Source organism: Dickeya sp. CFBP 2040 (assembly GCF_012273755.1).
In the GTDB taxonomy this organism is placed as follows: domain Bacteria; phylum Pseudomonadota; class Gammaproteobacteria; order Enterobacterales; family Enterobacteriaceae; genus Dickeya; species Dickeya poaceiphila.
Window position 1 is genome coordinate 17510 of record NZ_JAAVXH010000013.1, and the last position, 19864, is coordinate 37373.

Sequence of the window (19864 nt, forward strand, 5' to 3'; positions counted from 1 at the left end):
AATCATTCTCCTAGAGAGAATAACTAACCAAGGAGGTTTTTATAATGGATTTTCATGATCTGGTCGAACTTGAGCGTAAGCCTTTCAAAGAACGCGTAAAATTACGTTATGACACTTATCTCAAAGAATTAGAGAAAGGTTTCATGTTCAGCCGTCAAGGCATGGGACCGGTCGATGCGCGTATGGAATACAAAGACCTGCATAGCGATGAGTTCCGAAATGTTCTGGTGTTCGGCTCGAACAGTTATCTTGGTCTGGCTAACCATCCTTACGTCAAAAGCAAGGTGGTTGAAGCGGTAGAAAAATACGGTATTGGCACTGGCGGTTCACCGGCGTTTTCTGGTTATACCAAGCAACATCGTGATCTTGAGTTGCGTCTGGCGGCATTAGCCGGCCATGAAGATGCGGTACTGCTGCCGAGTGGCTATATGGCAAACCTGTGCTGGGTTAACGGGCTGATGAATCGTAATGACGTCATCATCTATGACCAGAACAGTCATGCCAGCGTGATCAACGCCATCAAAATGACTAACGTGCCGTTCTTTACCTTTGACCCGGAACGTCTGGATGAGTTTGAAGCCATGCTGCCGAAAATTCGGGCGCGTTTGAAACCTCAGACACAAATTTTTTCCACGGTTGAAGGGGTGCGTTCTACCGATGGTTCGATCATCGATCTCAAACGTTACATTGAGATTTGCCGGGCGAACGATATCGTCACCATTCTCGATGACGCGCATGGTCTGGGCACCTTAGGGCGCACCGGTAAAGGGACGCTTGAGCATTTGGATCTGATAGGTCAGGTTGATTTGCGTATGTCCACCTGCAGCAAATCACTAGGTGCGCAGGGCGCTTTCATTTCCGGCAGCCGTGAGCATATCTTTATGCTGCGCAACTTCTCTTACCCTTATCTGTTTACCTCTGGTTTGGCACAACCGACGATTGCGGCGATTTCCGCAGCAATGGACGTGATGGAACGCGAGCCGGAGCGTATTGAACGTCTGCATGAAAATGTACGTTACATGCAGGATCAATTGGAAACCCAAGGCTTTAACATCCTGCGCGGAGAATCAGGGATTATCCCGGTTTTCTTCAAGAAACCCTTTGTGGTGGGCAACATCAACCGCTGTCTTTTTGAACGCGGCGTGTTCGCCAATATCATGGAATACCCGATGGTTCCGCCTGATAAAGAACGCCTGCGTTTCTCTGTGATGTCTTCTCATACCAGAGAAGAGATCGATCACGTCGTTGAGATTCTCACTGAGATTGCGCGCGAGTTTGATGCGCTCTAATGGATTAGATGAAGGAGATTAAAAATGGACGCCCAGAAAGACACTCTCGCTGTTGTCCTCGACATTATCAATGGCATCAAGAATACCGGGTTTACGCCTGATGTCGTGGATCTGGAGGCATTTATCGGTGGTGAACTCGGTGTGGATTCGGTCGAAATGCTCGAATCCTGGTACGAGATTGAGAAGCGGCTCAACATCAAGGTGAATGACGGCGATAAGCGCGGTATTTACACGCTTGGCGACCTGATCAGCACGATTGAAGCTCATCTGCCGGCAGAAGCGATCAAATCCTGAATCGGCAAGCCGTTGGTGGGATAGACAAGCAACGTTACGTGACAATCCTAGGGAACAGTAATAGGGGATTTATGTCTTCTTCAATTTGGGTATTTCCTGGTCAGGGATCGCAGCAGAAAGGGATGGGGAAAGCGCTGTTCGAGCGTTTCCCCGAACTCGTCAACGAAGCCGATGAGGTGCTCGGTTTCTCCATACGCGAGTTGTGCCTTAACGATCCTCAAGGTGTACTTGGTGAAACGGAGTTCACCCAGCCAGCTTTGTTTGTTGTCTCAGCGCTCGGTGTTCTCGCCAATCGACAAGACGGCGTGGAAGCGCCGGATTGCTACGCCGGTCATAGCCTGGGGGAGTTTGCCGCGCTGTTTGCGGCGGGGGCGTTTGATTTTGCCACGGGCGTCGCACTGGTGAGAGAGCGCGGTCTGCTGATGTCGAAAGCGCCGCGCGGTGCGATGGCCGCTATCCTGGGCATCGATCTCAATCGGGTGACGGAACTGCTTGCTTCGTCACCGTTTAGCGGCATTGATATCGCCAACATCAACTGTGCGCAACAAATCGTCATTTCGGGACTTTATGACGACATTGTTGCCTGTGAATCACTGTTTACCGAGGCGGGTGCGCGTTATATCAAGCTGAACGTGAGTGCGGCGTTTCACTCCCGTTATATGCGTGATATCGAAGCGCAGTTTGCTGAATTTGCTCGTCGTTTTACATTTAACCCGCTCAATGCGCGGGTGATTTCTAACTACACAGCGCTCGATTATCCAACATCTGATTACCTTGAACTGTTGACGAGCCAGATAAGTCATCCAGTCCGCTGGTACGAAAGTATCTCCCGGCTGCTGCTGTCTGGCGACGTCAAACTGCACGAAATTGGGCCAGGGCAGGTACTCACCAGCCTGTTTGCGAAAATAAAAGCGCAGCCGATGACGCTTTCGCATGAGCCTGCGGTCAACAACGTTGCCGGCGCCCCCGCCGTAGCGGTTTCCAACCCTGCTGTGGTGTTTATGTTTGGTGGGCAAGGTGCGCAGTATTACGGCATGGGTCATGAGCTGTATCGCCGTAACAGCACGTTTCGCAGCCAGATGGACATCTGTGATGCTCTGTGTCGTAAACACACCGGCTACAGCCTGCTGGAGACGCTGTATGACGATGCTCATCGTCATCTGCAACTCTCTGATGTGGCGCTATCCAATGTGGCGTTGCTCAGTGTTGGCGTCAGTCTGACCGGTATGCTCAAAGCCGAGGGGATCGAACCTGATGCCGTGCTGGGGTATAGCCTCGGCGAGTGCATCGCCGCGGTGGTTGCCGGTGTACTGACGCTTGATGATGCCATGAAACTGGTGGTGTCTCAGGCGAACTTGCTGGGTGAGAAAACCGCAGGCGGCGGGATGATGAGTGTGCTGGCTCCGGTGGCGCACTTCCAGTCCCATGCCGGGCTGTATCAGGGAACCGAATTAGCCAGCATTAATTTCCAGAATAACTTCGTGGTGAGTGGTGATATGGCAAGCCTGTCGGCGCTGAAAACACGTCTGGCTCAACAGGATATTAACTCAATGCTGTTGCCTGTCGAGCAACCGTTTCACTCGTCAGGGATCGCGGTTATTGAGCAGGATTTCCGTGCATTAGTCGACACCTTGCCGAAAAGCGCCCCCAGGATGCCGGTGTATTCCGCCATGTCAGGGACAACGGTTGAACGATGGGATAACGAGTACTTCTGGCGAGTATTGCGTGAACCCGTTGATTTCTACGGTTTGATGCAGGCGTTCGGTGAGAAAAATCAGACATTTTTTGTTGATCTCAGCCCAACAGGCACGCTGTCAACGTTTATCAAATATGGCTTTGCAACGCGCTTTCAGCACGCTGCGATTATCAATCAATTCGGCAGGAACGCCGAAAGTGTATCCAACTTGCTGAGTGTTTTAAAAAACCATTCCCGGCACGTTGTGACAGAAGGAGCATGACTAATGACTATCATGCAGGACACGATGTTGTTGTCGCGTAAGGAATCTGCCGCGACCTATTGGCAGCAATATCTTGCCGGGGCACAAAAAACGGCAAATGCCAGTCTGGCTAATGCCACTGAGAGCGAGACGCCATCTTCTGCTGCGCAGGAAGCGCGTGTGCTCATCTCCCGCGTTGAACCGGCGCTGAGTAACGCATTGCTGGCGCTGGTGCAGCGTGAGTCCACCACCTGGGATGTGCTGATTACGGCGGCGTGGAGCCTGTTGTTGAGCAAATACAGCGGTGAAGATGAGGTGCTGTTTGGCAAGCGGTTTAATGCCCATGATGCGGGGAAAAGTCACGACTTGCCGCTGCGCCTGCATCTTGATGCGGGTCTGGCGTTGCGCGACTGGTTTAACGATCTTGCATCCATGTTTGAGCAGCACCAGCGTCATGCCGACCTGATGCCGGATGCGCTTTCGCACAGTGCCGGTGCTTCATCAACCCCGGCGCTTTTCGAGTCACTGATCAGTGTGCATGACGAGCAAGACGTAGAGAAGAAACACACTGTGCAGGTACCGTTGCAGCTTATGGTGCAGACCGGGGCGACCTTGTCATTCGCGCTGCATTATCGCAGCGGCGACATCAGCGATGCCGATGCGCAGAACATTCTCAATCGCTTGCAGCAGTTGCTGTCGAGCTTTGTGCAGGGCAGTGAACGAACGCTGGGCGAACAGTCACTGCTCAATAGCGCGGAAGTTGAGCGCGTTATTCATGAATGGAATGCGACGCAACTCGATGTGACGTTGGATCGTTCACTCTATGCGCTGTTTGCAGAGCAAGTCGCGGCCAGAAACGATGCCACCGCGCTGGTGGCAGGCGATGTGCGGTTAAGCTATCGCCAGCTTGCCGGACGTGCGGAACAGATTGCTGCGGGGTTGCGCCGTGTCGGCGTGACGCAGGGTGATCGTATCGTGCTGAGCATGGATAAAACGCCGAACCTGATCGCGGCCATGCTGGGTATCATCAAACTGGGTGCCGCTTATGTGCCTGTCGGTCTGGATGCGCCGGTTGAGCGCCGCGCGTTCATCATCAACGATGCGAAGGTGCGTTGGACGCTGACCAGCCGGGCTGATCAGTCGAACTTTAGCGAGGACGAAAGCTGCACCTTGTTGTTCGTGGAGGATTATCTGGATCAGGCGCAAACTGATAGCGGGTTGCGTGAGGATAACTCCGCCGACATCGTCGATTCGCACACCATTGCCTACATTATCTATACCTCTGGCACAACCGGTACGCCGAAAGGGGTGGAGATAGCACACCGCAGCCTGATCAACTTCTGCGCCTGGTGTGAACACATCGGTATTTTTAGCGTCGGACAACCTATTACCCAGTTCGCGCCTTATACCTTTGATGCGTCAGCCGGTGAGATTTTCGGCACCCTGACACGCGGCTGTGAGTTGCACTTGTTGTCGAATGCGTTGATTCAGAATCCGCCTGCGTTGATGGCGTACATGACTGAAAACGAAATCCGTTTTTCCGCGTTTCCGCCGCCGTATCTCACGCACTTAGATCCCGCCGGTGTGCCGGAAGGGATGACCATTCTGACAGCGGGTTCAGCCCCGACGCTTGGGCTGATTGAGCGCTGGAGCGAGCGCTGCCGTTACATCAATGGCTACGGCCCGACAGAAACCACCATTATGTCGTCGGCCTGGATGCGTGGCTTTGAGAAAGCGCAGGACACTCGCCTGAGCATCGGTCGGCCAATTGCCAATACCCGGATGTATGTTGTCGATAATCTGGGACAACTTTGCGCGCCCGGTATGGCCGGTGAAATCTGGATCGGCGGCGAAGGCGTGGCGGTCGGGTACATGAACCGTCCTGAGCTGACGGCTCAGCAGTTTATCGCTGACCCCTGGGTTGCCGGAGGCCGGGTTTACCGCACTGGCGATATCGGACGCTGGTTTGACGATGGGCGCATCGAGTTCCTCGGTCGGCGCGATCACCAAATTAAGCTGAGCGGATACCGCATCGAGCTTGGCGAAATCGAATCGCGTATTGCGGCGCTGGAACATATCAAAGACGCGACGGTTATCGGTATCACGCCGGATGGCGGCGAGGCCCGTCTGGTGGCCTATGTGGTGCCAGAGGGCGAGGGCGGCAGCGCGGCGATTGCACAATGGCGCGAGGTGCTGGCCACGCAACTGCCGAGCTATATGATCCCGGCGGCGTTTGTGGTGATGGAATCACTGCCGCTGACCGCCAATGGCAAGATTGATCGTAAAGCCTTGCCGTTACCGGACAACAGTGCTTACGTGCAGCGTGATTTTGAAGCCCCCAACACGGGTACGGAAACGGTGCTGGCGCAGCTATGGCAGACGATTTTGGGTGTGCATCAGGTTGGTCGGCAGGACAATTTCTTCGAGCTGGGCGGTCATTCTCTGCTGGCGATGCAATTGCAGGCGATGCTGCGTGAACAGAAGCTCTACACCGACGTGCCAACCATTTTCACACATCCGGTGCTGGCTGACCTGGCGCTACAGGTGGCCCATGAGGAGGATGCTCCGCAGGCGTTCGTTGTTCCGGCTAATCGGGTGACGCCTGAAACCACTGAGCTGCATCCGGCGCATTTCCCGCTGGTGTCGTTGTCTGAACAGCAGATAGACCAGATCGTCGCTCGCATACCTGGAGGCGTTGCCAATATTCAGGATATCTATGCGCTGGCGCCGTTGCAGGAAGGCATCCTGTTCCACCATTTGTTCGATGAAGCCGGAGATCCTTACCTACAGTGCGGTCATCTGTCGTTTGCACACCAGCAGACGCTGGATAAATACCTTGACGCCGTTCAACGCGTGATTGAACGTCATGATATCTTGCGCACCGCGTTTATCTGGGAAGGGGTAGAGACGCCGGTACAGGTCGTGCTGCGCAAGGCGCGTCTGCACGTGACGACGCTCACCCTGGATGCCCGGCAAGGCCCGGTGGTAGAGCAGATGAAAGCGCGCTTTGATCCGCTTGTCCACCGCATCGATCTTACCCAACCGCCGTTAGTCCACATGGTGGTGGCTTATGACGACGAGCAGGCACGCTGGGAAGCCTTGATGTATATCCATCATTTGGTGGATGACATTGCCTCACTGCAGATTTTGCTCTCCGACATTCAGGCATTCCTCACCGGCCAGGGTGACGGTTTGCCTGCGCCAGTGCCGTTCCGCCACCATGTGGCGCGTTTGCAACACTATAGCGATAACCAGCAGCAACTGGCTTTTTTCAGCGGGATGCTGGCGGATATCACTGAACCATCGGTGCCGTTTAATCTCAAAAGCGGCCATCTCAACGGCCAGCGCATCACTGAAACACGGCGTCCGCTTGAGGCGTCGCTTGCTCAACGGCTGCGTGCTCAGGCCCGCCGTCTTGGCGTCGGCGTGAGTAGCTTGTGTCATTTGAGCTGGGCACGCGTGCTGAGCGCTGCCTGCGGCAGCGATACCGTGGTGTTCGGTACAGTCATGTCTGGGCGTATGCACGGTGAAAGCAGCGATAAAATCATGGGACCTTGTATCAATACGCTGCCGCTGCGTCTTGATGTGGGCGATGTTAATGCCACCGATGCCGTGCGTCAGGCGCATCAGCGTCTTACCGCCTTGATAAAACATGAACAGGCTACCTTGTCGCTCGCACAACAAGGCAGCGGGATTGTGGCACCGACGCCGATGTTCAGCGCGGTGTTCAACTACCGCCGTAACCGCCCAACCGACATGGACGTGTTAGGGAGTATTGAATTTGATGGCATGGCGTGGCATGGCTTTGAAGAACGCACCAACTATCCTATCGCCGTCTCTGTTGATGATGCCGACGATGGATTTGATATCGGCATTCAGGTAATTGAATCGCTGTCTGGTGCGCGCATTATGGGCTACTTCCAGCAGAGTATGCTTAGCCTTGTGGAGGCGCTTGAAGCCGAGGCGGCGTCTTGTGCTGCGCCAATGCGGTTGAATGAACTGGCGATTCTGCCGCCAGAGGAGCGTCAGCAACTGTTGAAAACCTGGAATGATACGGCGCAGCCTTTCCCGGCAACGGCGACGATTCACCAGTTGTTCGAGCAGCAGGTCGCTCAACGTCCGCAGGCGCTGGCGTTGCAAATGGGCGATGTTCGTCTCAGCTATGCCGAGCTTAATCAGCACGCCAACCGTCTTGCGCATCATCTGATCGCTTGCGGTATTACGCCGGATACCTGCGTGGCGCTGTGTACGGAACGCACGGAAACGATGCTTATCGCCTTGCTGGCGATCCTCAAAGCCGGCGGGGCTTACATTCCGCTCGACCCGGAATATCCCGCGACGCGGCTGGCCTATATTCTCGACGATGCCAAACCTAAAGTGCTGGTGGTTGACCGGCGTGGGCGCGAAGTCTTTGGTTCCGCGCTGAACAGCGATGTCACGGTCGTTGACCTGGAGCATGATGGCGCGCAATGGGCAGCACGGCCTGACAGCAACCCTGATGTGGCGACGCTCAACGCCAGACATCTGGCCTACGTGATCTACACCTCTGGTTCTACCGGTAAGCCGAAAGGCGTGATGGTTGAACACCGTCAGGTGGTGAATTTCCTGACCGGGATGCAGGCATTGTTCAACCTTGGCGTTGAGGATTGTTTGCTCTCCGTCACCAGTATCTCATTTGATATTGCCGGGCTTGAGCTGTACTTACCGCTGATGACGGGCGCGTCGATTGTACTGGCGAGTCGCACGCAGGCGATGGACCCTCACGCACTGTTGACGCTGTTGCAAACCCTGAACATCACCATTATGCAGGCGACCCCCACCACCTGGCGCTTGCTGGTAGATGCCAATTCAACACCGCACCAACAGCTGAAGATCCTTTGCGGCGGCGAAGCCCTGCCAAGTGATTTGGCCCGACGTCTCCATGCATTCGGTGAGTCGTTGTGGAACCTCTACGGGCCGACGGAAACCACCGTGTGGTCAACCTGCAATCGCGTTGGTGCCGGGGATGTCACGCAATACAACCAGTCGATTGGTCACCCGATTGCCAACACGCAAGTCTATCTGCTGGACAAGCACGGCAAACCGGTGCCGATGGGCGCTATCGGAGAGTTGTATATCGGGGGGGACGGGGTGGCTCGTGGTTATCATCAGCGCCCTGAGCTGACCGCCGAGCGTTTTATTCCTGATCCGTTCTCAACCGATCCGGCGGCGCGTCTCTATCGTACCGGCGATTTTGCGCAATTTATGGATGATGGCCGCCTGGTATTCCTTGGGCGTACCGACCATCAATTGAAATTACGCGGTCACCGTATCGAGCTGGGGGAAATTGAAGCGCGGTTGTTGAGCCATCCTTCGGTTCGTGAAGCGGTCGTGGTTGCCAGAGAAGATATGTCCGGCGCGGCGCGCCTGGTGGCGTATGTGGTGCCTGGAACGACCGACGACGCGAAAGAAGAGGTATCGCTTCAACGTGGCAGCCTTGATTTTAGCCTGTTCTTCTTCGGCGCCCATACTGATGCCCTGCAAGGGTATCACCATTGCATCGAGGTGACGGAATTTGGCGACCAACACGGTTTCACCGCCGTGTGGACGCCGGAACGTCACTTCCACAGTGTTGGGGCGCTGTTTGCCAATCCGGCGCTGTTAAGCGCCTCGCTGGCGGCCAGAACACGCCACATCCAACTGCGCTCCGGCAGCGTGGTGTTGCCATTGCACGACACGCTCTGCGTGGCCGAAGACTGGGCGATAGTGGACAACCTGTCGAATGGTCGTGTTGGTGTCGGCGTCGCGTCTGGCTGGAATCAACGGGATTTTGCGCTGGCGCCGCAGAACTACGATGAGCGCCGGGAATTGATGAATAAGGGCATTGAGGAGCTGAGAACGCTGTGGCAAGGCGGCAGCGTTTCTCGCCGCGATCACCATGGGAATGACATCCCGGTACGGATTTATCCCCTGCCGGTGCAAAAAGAGCTGCCGATTTGGGTAACGGCTGCTGGTGCGCCAGAAACCTTTGAGTATGCAGGCCGCAGTGGCGCGCATTTGCTGACCCACCTGCTCACGCAGAATATCGAAAAGCTGACGCAAAACATCGCCATATACCGCGCCGCGCGTGAAAAAGCGGGCTTCGACCCCAGCACCGGCATCGTGACGGTGATGATTCATACCTACCTGGGGGAGAATCTGGACGAGGTATTGCATCAGGCGAAAGGGCCGTTCCTTGATTATCTGGAAGGACACCTCAGCTTGCTGTCGGGGTGGCTCAAAGAGCAGGACATTGACATCGAGAATCTCCCCAATGCCGATAAACGCAACATCCTGGAGTTCGCTTTCAGGCGTTATACCCGCGAGCTGTCATTCATTGGTACGCCGGAATCGGCGATGTCGGTAGCGGAAAATCTACAGGAAGCCGGGGTGAATGAGGCCGCGTGTCTGATCGACTGGTTCGTGCCTGAAAACCCGTTAGCGGCGCTGGAACATGTCGCAACGCTTAAAGGGAGGGTTCAGAGCCACTTCAGTCGTAAGGCATTGCGTACACATCTGCAGGATGCATTGCCGGATTACATGGTGCCAGCCGCTTTCGTCACCCTCAAAGCGTTACCGTTGACCCCGAACGGCAAGATAGACCGTAACGCCCTGGTGCCGCCGGATGAGCTGTCCTTTGCCCGGTCTGCTTATGTACCACCACAAGGTGATATGGAAGTCACGATGGCGTCTATCTGGGAAGAATTACTGGGTATCGAGCGCGTCGGGCGTCAGGATCACTTCTTTGAACTCGGCGGCTATTCGCTGCTAGCCGTGCGTCTGATTGAGCAGTTGCGCCGAAGAGGGCTAAGTATCGAGATACGCACGCTGTTTGAAACCCCGGTTTTGGCAGACCTTGCAGCCAGAACCATCGAACTTGCGGAGACTCGGCTGTGATGAAGACGCGGTTCCCCACATTTTGGCTAAACGGCTCTGCCCGTTTCGTCGCATTGCATGACGTCAATCACCATCGATTACAGGTTATTATCACGGAGGATAAAAAATGAGCGATTTCGAACAATTACTGGTGACACTGGAAGAGGCAAAAATCTCGATATCGCTGGATAACGATGATTTGGTTATTACCTCAGCCAAAGGTGCGCTCACCAGCGAGATTAAAAGCGCGTTACGCGAGCACAAAGCGACTATGGTGAATGCGCTGCGTAATGGGAAACGCTTGTCAAACGCGTTTGAGGTAGTGGTCCCGGCGAACAAGATTACGCCTGAGACAACAGCCATTACGCCAGAGCTGTTGCCGCTTATCGATTTTACCCAGAAAGATATCGACCATGTGGTCGAACAGGTGGAAGGCGGCGTAAGCAATATTCAGGATATCTACTCGCTGGCACCGCTGCAGGAAGGGATCTTGTTCCACCATATGCTGGCCAGCAAAGGCGACCCGTACCTGCAAACCGGGCAGATGACGTTTGATAGCCGCGAAAAGGTAGATAACTACCTTGCTGCGGTGCAAAAGGTGATTGATCGCCACGATATCATGCGTACCGGTTTCTACTGGGAAGGGGTATCGACCCCGTGCCAGGTGGTGCAGCGTCAGGCAAAACTGCATGTGCTGGACGTTGAGTTAGACCCGGCGGATGGCCCTATCGCCGAACAACTGGCCGAGCGTTTTGACCCGTCACATTACAGCATCGATCTGGCTAAACCGCCGTTGCTGCACGCCTTTGTCGCTTATGACAAGCGCAGTGATCGCTGGGAGATGTTCCGTGTGCTGCATCACCTGATCGATGATATTACCTCGGTGCTGATCCTGTCCTCCGAGATTCATACCTTCCTGGCGGGTCGTGGTCACACCCTGCCTCCTGCACAGCCGTTCCGCCGCCTGATTGCGCAGGTTCGTCTTGGCAAAAGTCCGCAGGAACATGAACAGTATTTCCGCTCAACGCTGGGCGATATCGATGAACCCACTGCGCCTTACGGCCTGGTGAATATGCTGGATGATTTCGAGATAGTCGAAGTTAACCGTAAGGTTCCCCAGCGTTTGAACGATTCCCTGCGTGCACATGCGCGTCGGCTGGGGGTGAGCCTCGGTAGTATCTGCCATCTGGCATGGGGACAAGTTCTGTCCTGCATCAGTGGGCAGGATTCGGTGGTGTTCGGTACGATTTTGTTTGGCCGTATGCACGCCGGCGACGGCGCCGACCAGATCATGGGTCCATTCATTAATACGTTGCCGATCCGCCTTGATATGCATGGCGACAGTGTGGAAGAAAGCGTGCGCACCACGCACAAACGCCTGGCGGAATTGCTGAGCCATGAACATGCGTCGTTGGCATTGGCGCTGCGTTGCAGCGGCATTAGCGGTTCGATGCCGTTGTTTAACACCCTGTTTAACTATCGTCATAACCGCGAATCAGAAAGCGGTTCGCTGGATGTGGTGGTGCCAGATGCTGATCAGTGGGATGGTTTTGAAGAACGCACCACGTATCCGATTACCCTGTCGGTGGATGACTACGGCAATGCGCTGGGTCTGAATATTCAGGTGGTGGACTCTCTGGACCCTGAACTGCTGTTCGCCTATACGCAGCAGGCGCTTGAGAATATTTCTACTGCACTGAATGAAGCGCCTAATACGCCGATCCAGCAGATCTCGATTTTGCCTGATTCAGAACGTCACTTGCTGTTGAACGAATGGAATAACACCGACAAGGTTTATCCTGATGTTGCCTATACGCATCAGATGTTCGAAGAGCAGGTGAAACGGACGCCATCAGCCACGGCACTGCGCTTTGGTGATCGTAAACTGAGCTACGCAGAGCTGAATGCCCTGTCTAACCAGCTGGCGCATCATCTGCACCAACAGGGCGTGAAACCGGATGATCGCGTGGCTATCTGTCTGGATCGCAGCATCGAGATGGTGGTGGGGTTGATGGGTATCATCAAGGCGGGCGGGGCCTATGTGCCGCTCGACCCTGATTATCCGCAGGAGCGCTTAGCCTACATTCTGCAAGACTCGGCGCCGAAGCTGTTGCTGCTCGACAAACGTGGCCGTGAAGTGACTGCTGAACTTGATACCACCGGTATCGTTAAGCTGGAGCTGGATGCGGCGTCTCTGGCTGATTCTGCGTTGTCGAAGGAGTCCTTGTCGCCTGCTGAACTGGGGCTGACGTCACGCAATCTTGCCTATGTTATCTACACCTCCGGTTCGACCGGTAAGCCCAAAGGCGTGGAAAACGAACACCGTGGCCTGATCAACCGTTTGCAGTGGATGCAGGATGCGTATCAGCTCGACAGCAGTGATGCCGTATTGCAAAAAACCACCTTCAGCTTTGACGTGTCGGTGTGGGAATTCTTCTGGCCGCTCTCGGTCGGCGCAACGCTGGTGATGGCTCCTCCGGGTGCACATAAAGATACTCAGGCGCTTGCCGAGGTGATTCAGGCCAACAACATCACCACCATGCACTTTGTACCGTCGATGCTGAACCTGTTCCTGGCAAACGACAGCGTGGCGGCCTGCCGTTCGCTGCGTCGCATTGTGTGCAGCGGCGAGGCGTTGAGTTCCGCCAGTGTGGCACGCTGCTACAAGCTGCTGCCGAACACCGCGGTACACAACCTGTATGGACCGACTGAAGCGGCCATCGACGTGACTGCCTGGACCTGCCCGAAAGATTTGCCCGAAACGGCGATAGTGCCGATTGGCCGTCCTATCGCCAACCTGCGTATCTATTTGCTGGACCAGTATTTGCGTCCGGTCCCGCGCGGCGTCGTGGGCGAGTTGTATATCGGCGGTGTCGGCGTGGCGCGTGGCTACCTCAATCGCCCGGATCTGACGGCGGAACGCTTCGTTCACGACCCGTTTGCCGCCGATGCCGACGCCCGGATGTACCGGACTGGCGACGTGGCGCGTTATCTGGCGAACGGCGATATCGAGTACCTCGGACGTAACGATAATCAGGTCAAGATTCGTGGGTTCCGTATCGAATTGGGCGAAATTGACGCTGAGTTACTCAAACAGCCGTCGATCAGCGAAGCGGTGGTCGTGGCGCGCGCTGATGCGCAAGGCGACTTGCGTCTGGTGGCCTATGTGGTGCTCAGTGCGCAAGCACAGGCCGAAGAGGTGAGTATCTCTGATCATATCGCGCAGTGGCGCAGCAGCCTGGCCGCCCAGTTGCCGGAATACATGGTGCCTGCGGCATTCGTCAAACTGGATCAACTGCCGCTGACTGCTAATGGCAAGTTGGACCGTAAGGCGCTGCCGCAGCCTGATGATTCCTCCTTCTCCCGTCGTGCTTATGAAGCCCCGCAGGGCGACATTGAAATTGCGATGGCGGAGTTGTGGCAGGAACTGCTGGGCGTTGAACGCATCGGACGTCACGACAACTTCTTTGAGTTGGGTGGGCATTCGCTGTTAGCGGTGCAACTGATGGAGCATTTGCGCCAGCGCGATTTGAGCACGGAGATCCGCGCCCTGTTCGATAGCCCGACGTTAGCTGAGCTGTCCGCTCGTACCATTGAACTCGATGAGATGAGATTATGACTGATTTTGATGACATTTTGCAGATACTGGATCAGGCCAACATCGCCTTATCGCTTGATGGTGATGCACTGGTCATCAAGGCAGCAAAGGGGTCATTGACCCCTGATATCAAAGCGGCGTTGCGGGAGCACAAAGCGGCTCTTGTTGACGCCCTGCGCCAGGGAAGAGCGCTCTCCTCGCAAGACGGGAGTGGTGGCTCAAGGGTGCCGGTGAACCTGATCACGCCGCAGACGACCCACCTGACGCCGGATATGTTGCCGTTGATCGAGCTAACCCAGGCGGATATTGCGCATATTGTTGCCAATGTGCCGGGTGGCGTGGCGAATGTGCAGGATATCTATGCCTTGACGCCGTTACAGGAAGGGATTCTCTTTTTGCACCAACTGAGCGAAAAAGGGGACCCGTACCTACAGTTTGCCCGAATTTCACTGGCTAACCGTGAGGTGATGACGCGCTATGTCGAGGCGGTTCAACAGACCGTGGATCGGCATGACATTTTGCGCACGGCATTTTTCTCGCACGGGGTATCGCGTACCGCGCAGGTGGTGCTGCGTAATGCGCCGGTGCAGGTGACGGAAGTTGAGCTGGACCCGGCCAATGGCCCGATCATGGCGCAGTTGGTCGAGCGTTATAACCCATCGCATTACCGTATTGACCTGACTCAGGCGCCGCTGCTGAGTCTGTATACTGCGCGTGACCCGCAAACCGGGCGTTTTGAGATGCTGATGCTGCTGCATCATCTGATCGACGATATTACATCGTTGCAGATCATGATCCGGGACATTACCGCCTTTCTGATGGGACGTGGTCAGATATTGCCTGCGCCGCAACCCTTCCGCCGTCTGATCGCTAAGGTGCGCACCGGGACGACGCAGGAGGAGCATGAGACGTTCTTCCGGCAGATGCTGGGTGATATTGATGAACCGACGCTGGCATTCGGCATGTCAGCCGGTACGGCGGATAACACTGGGGTGAAGGAGTTACGCCAGAATGTCGAGCCGGGCGTTGTCGCACGTTTGCGTGCGCAGGCGCGCCGTCTCGGCGTCAGCATGGGTAGCCTCTGTCATCTGGTGTGGGGACAGGTGATGGCGCGCGCCAGCGACAACGATACCGTGGTGTTCGGCACCATCCTGCTTGGCCGTTTACAGGCCGGGGAAGGGGCCGACCAGATCATGGGACCGTTCATTAATACGCTGCCGATCCGCCTTGATTTGGGGCATGTTGGCGTGGAAGAAAGTGTGCGTTTAACGCATAAGCGTCTGGCGGCATTGCTGGACCATGAACACGCCTCGCTCAGTCTGGCTCAACGCTGTAGTGGGATTGCACCGCCAACCCCGTTGTTCAATGTGTTATTCAACTACCGTCATAACCAGCAGTCTGAAGACGAAAGCGTGGATACCACTGGCGAGCGAGATGAGGTGGAATGGCACGGCTTTGAGGAGCGCACCGATTACCCGTTGAGCGTGTCAGTGGATGACTTCGGTGAGACGTTGCGTTTGAACGTGCTTGCGGCAGCGCCGTTGTCTGCACAACGGATTGCGGGTTATCTCCAGCAGACCATGAAAAGCCTGGCTGATGCGCTGGATAACGCTCCGGCAACACCGATGCATGAGCTGGAGATTCTTCCGCCCAGCGAACGTACCCAACTGCTGGTTGACTGGAACGCCACGACGGTACCGTATCCGGCGGATACGCCAGTTCACCGTCTGTTCGAGCAGCAGGCATCACGGACCCCGCACGCGGTAGCAGTCATCGAGGGGGACGAGCAGGTAAGCTACAGCAGCCTGGATCAGCGTGCCAACCGTCTGGCACAGGTGCTGGTTGCGCGAGGGGTGCAGCCGGGGGACTTTGTTGCGTTGCTGCTGCCGCGTGGCAGCGCCTTGCTGGCGGCGACGCTTGCCATACTCAAGGCGGGGGCGGCTTACGTGCCGCTGGACCCACTGGCGCCGCAACAACGCTTGAGATGGATTATTGAAGATTGCTCTGCCCGCTTGCTGATAAGCGATGCGCATCAGGTGCTGGCGGCAGATATCAACCTGCCGGTAATCGATGTGCATAGCGCGGAGGTGGCAAAGGCGAGTGCGGACGCGGTTGAGGTGCACATTTCTGCCAGTGCCCCAGCCTATATCATTTACACCTCCGGCTCCACCGGAGTACCGAAAGGTGTCGTCACGCCGCACTATGCCATCAATCGGCTGGTCATCAATAGCGGTATTAGCGACTTTGGGCCTGGCGCGCGTATGACTCTGGATGCCAATACCGCCTTTGACGCCAGCACGCTGGAGATGTGGGGACCGTTACTCAATGGCGGTGCCTGCGTGGTGATCGATCAGGATACCTTGCTTAATCCGGCTGCACTGGTTCGGACTCTGGAGCGCCATGAGGTCAATCTGGTGTGGTTGACCATCGGGTTGTTCAGCCAGCTTTGCAACGAATTGATACCGGTATTTCCTCGCTTCAAGGCGGTGTTTTTCGGTGGGGATGTTGTCGATCCCAATATCATCGCCCATGTGCTGCGCGCGGCACCCATGGCGAAATTAGTGAATTGTTACGGCCCGACGGAAACCACCACGTTCGCCACCGTTTATCCGATCCACGATGTGGTGGATAACACCTCCAGCATTCCTATCGGGCGGCCTATCGGCAATACCCGGCTCTATGTGCTGGATAAACACCAGCATCCGGTGCCCGTCGGTGCGGTCGGCGAGCTGTATATCGGTGGGGATGGCGTTGCGCTTGGCTATCTGAACCGGGATGAGTTGACCGCCGAGCGTTTCGTCGCCGACCCGTTTGTCGATGACCCGCACGCCCGCCTGTATCGTACCGGCGATCTGGTGCGTTATCAGGACGACGGCAATGTGCTGTTTATCGGGCGTAACGATCAACAGGTCAAGTTGCGCGGTTTTCGTATTGAACTGGGTGAGATAGAAACGCGTCTGACGGAACATCCGCTGGTTGAGAATGCGCTGGTGATGGCGGTGGATAACGGCAGCGGCAAGCGTCTGGTGGCATACGTGGTTGGCGCAGGTTTGCAGGCCTCTGAGACGGCGTTCTCTGAGGCAGAATTGCAGGACTACCTCAGTACACGCCTGCCCGACTATATGGTGCCGGCACGTATCGTTGCGCTGGCGCAATTCCCGCTTAACGCAAACGGAAAAGTGGACCGCAAAGCACTGCCTGCGGTGGAATTTAGCGATACCGCGGTCTATCGGGCACCGCGTAATACGCGCGAAGCGGTGCTGTGCGAGTTGTATGCCGAATTACTCCAGCAGCCGCAAATCGGCATTGACGATGACTTCTTTGCAATGGGTGGGCATTCCATTCTGGCTACCGGATTAATCGCTCGTATCCGTGGTCGATTGGGGATTGAACTGCCGGTTCGGTTACTGTTTGAAAACCCGACGGTAGCGAAACTGGCGAAACAGCTTGATGAGCAGGTCAAAGTGCGCAAACCGTTGACCCGCGTGGAACCGCGACCGGATCTGCTGCCCATCTCTTACAGCCAACAGTTGATGTGGGTGGGGCATACTGTCCGTGGTGGTGCGTCACTTAATACGCCGATTGTGGTCTCGCTTGAAGGCGAACTGGATGTGGTCGCGTTAACGGCTGCGTTGTACGATCTGGTGGAACGACATGAACCGCTGCGCACCCGGTTTGCGGTGGTAGATGGCCAGTCGGTTCAGGTCATCGAACCCTTTGCTAAGGTGCATATCGATGTCCCGTACACGCAAGTGGAAGCCGGGCAGGTATCACAGGCGGTGTTTACGGCGATTACCTCATTATTCGACCTGTCGAAAGATTTGCCGTTCCGTCCGTCAATACTGCGGGTAGGGCCACAAACACATATTCTGGTGATGCTATTTCACCATATTGCCTGTGACGCCTTTTCACTGGCACCGCTGACGCGAGATCTCACTCTGGCCTACAAGGCGCGTCTTGCCGGTCATGCACCGCAGTTTACGCCGCTGCCTGTTCAGTATGCCGATTATGCGGTATGGCACCGCGAGCTGCTCGGCTCCCCTGACGATGCGAACAGCCTGTATGCGGAACAACTGGCGTATTGGAAAACCACCCTTGCAGGAGTACCGCAAACGCTGGCGCTGCCGCAAGACTACCCACGTCCGGCTAAACCCAGCTATCGTGGCGAACTGGTGCCGTTGCAGATCAATGTCGATTTGCACCAGCGGCTGAGTGAGTTGGCTCGTGAGCGCAACATGACGCTGTCGATGGTATTGCAGGCGGCACTCGGCATCTATTACACCCAGCTTGGCGCAGGCACCGATATTCCGCTGGGCGCGATTTCAGCCGGTCGCAGCGATGAAGCGCTACATAATCTGGTGGGGTGCTTCCTGACGCAGTGGGTGATGCGTGTTGATACCTCCGGCGAACCCACCGTGAATGAGGTACTCGCAAGGGTGCGCGCACAGGCACTCAGTTCGTATGGGCATCAGGATATTCCTTACCTGAAACTGGTCAGTGAGTTACTGCCGGAGCGTCCATTGTCTCACTACCCGCTGTACCAGACCATGATGATCCTGCAAAACGCCCCATCGGAAGCCCTCAATGTTCCTGGGTTGAACGCGCAGCTTTATCCCGTACACAGCGGACATGCCAAGTGGGATCTCTATTTCACGCTGTATGAAAAATACGATGAGACGGGGGAACCGCAGGGGCTGGAGGGCATTCTGGAGTATGCCCTCGATCTATTCCGTCGTGAAACCGCCGAGCGTATGGCCGCCGGTTATCTCGCTACATTGGAAGCGATGGTCGCCAGCCCGGATGCGCCGATAAGCACGCTTAATGAGGCCAGTCATCAGGGGCCGGAGCTGGATGTGGTGCAACGCCCTGCGACACGTTCAGCGCCTGCATCAACAGCGGATTTCAAGCCGCTTATCACCTTGCAAAAAGGTACAGCCGCCGTCACGCCGCTGTTTTGTGTGCCAGGGGCTGGCGCAAGCGTGACGGATTTTCTGCCGTTCGTACAGGCACTGCCTGACGATCAGCCGGTTTATGGCCTGCTGCCGAAAGGGATCGACGGTGTCGGCGAGCCTGATCTGTCGGTTGAAGCGGTGGCTGAACGTAACCTCGCGGCGCTTCGTCAGGCGGGTATCAATGAGAAGACGCCTGTTCACCTGCTTGGTCACTCCTTTGGTGGGCAGGTTGCCTTTGAAATGGCGAGCCGACTGGCGGCTCAGGGAGGTGTGGTGGCGTCTTTGACGTTGATTGATTCCGAAGCGCCTCTTGGCCGCAAGGAAGACGCCGTCACGCCGAGCCTGGCTACCTGTATGCGCGAGTATGTTGAGAGCATCGGATTCACGTTAGAGATGGCGCTGGCGATTGATGACTCGCTTTACGCCAACCACAACATTGAACAGATGCTGTCTGTTGTTCACCAACACTTGCACCGCGCAGGGAAAATTCCGGCCCATTCGTCTTCACGGCTGCTGCAAGGCCCGTGGCAAACCTTTTATGCCGCCAGACAAACGCAGTATCGACCGACCGCGCGCTACCACGGTCCGGTGAACCTGATTCAGGTGCGAGATCCATGGAAACAGCCTGATGCGGATCGCCAGCGTCGATATGACGATGCGGCAGGATGGGCCTACTGGGCAGACAAACTTGAAACCATCGCCGGGCCAGCACAGCACTTTACGGTGTTGAAGGCGCCGCATGTGACTGAACTGGCGCGAGGGTGGCTCCAGTTTGTGCAGTCTGTGCAGGCTGATAGCGCCAAAACCGCTACGGTGAACGACAGGTAGCAGGTGAATGAGTAGCAGGTGAATGAATAGCAGGTGAATGAATAGAAGGGCTTGTCCCCGTACTGCAGCAAG

The 19864-nt window shown here is 55.9% G+C and carries 6 protein-coding genes; all 6 read left to right on the forward strand.

Annotated features, from left to right (window positions below; translation table 11 throughout):
* Positions 1-44: 44 nt before the first annotated feature.
* The 6 genes from Dpoa2040_RS01365 (at position 45) to Dpoa2040_RS01390 (ending at position 19792) form a co-directional block, all read left to right on the forward strand.
* On the forward strand, positions 45-1289 hold the full coding sequence (locus Dpoa2040_RS01365) for an aminotransferase class I/II-fold pyridoxal phosphate-dependent enzyme (protein ID WP_042871934.1): 1245 nt from the start codon (positions 45-47) through the stop codon (positions 1287-1289).
* 24 nt (positions 1290-1313) lie between these two features.
* Positions 1314-1583 carry an acyl carrier protein gene (locus Dpoa2040_RS01370; protein ID WP_042871932.1) on the forward strand — a complete coding sequence of 90 codons (270 nt, stop codon included), beginning with the start codon at positions 1314-1316 and terminating at the stop codon, positions 1581-1583.
* Positions 1584-1654: 71 nt separating this feature from the next.
* Positions 1655-3541 (forward strand): ACP S-malonyltransferase, encoded by a 1887-nt coding sequence (fabD, locus tag Dpoa2040_RS01375; RefSeq protein ID WP_071604331.1) that lies wholly within the window; start codon positions 1655-1657, stop codon positions 3539-3541.
* 3 nt (positions 3542-3544) lie between these two features.
* Positions 3545-10435 (forward strand): non-ribosomal peptide synthetase, encoded by a 6891-nt coding sequence (locus Dpoa2040_RS01380; protein ID WP_168640025.1) that lies wholly within the window; start codon positions 3545-3547, stop codon positions 10433-10435.
* Positions 10436-10541: 106 nt separating this feature from the next.
* The gene (gene solG / locus Dpoa2040_RS01385; protein WP_168640026.1) at positions 10542-14033 is read left to right on the forward strand and encodes a solanimycin non-ribosomal peptide synthetase SolG; all 3492 of its coding nucleotides are present in this window, start codon (positions 10542-10544) and stop codon (positions 14031-14033) included.
* Complete coding sequence (locus tag Dpoa2040_RS01390) at positions 14030-19792, forward strand: non-ribosomal peptide synthetase (protein ID WP_168640027.1); 5763 nt, start codon at positions 14030-14032, stop codon at positions 19790-19792. The genes solG and Dpoa2040_RS01390 overlap by 4 nt, the downstream gene beginning before the upstream one ends.
* The last annotated feature ends 72 nt before the right edge of the window (positions 19793-19864 follow it).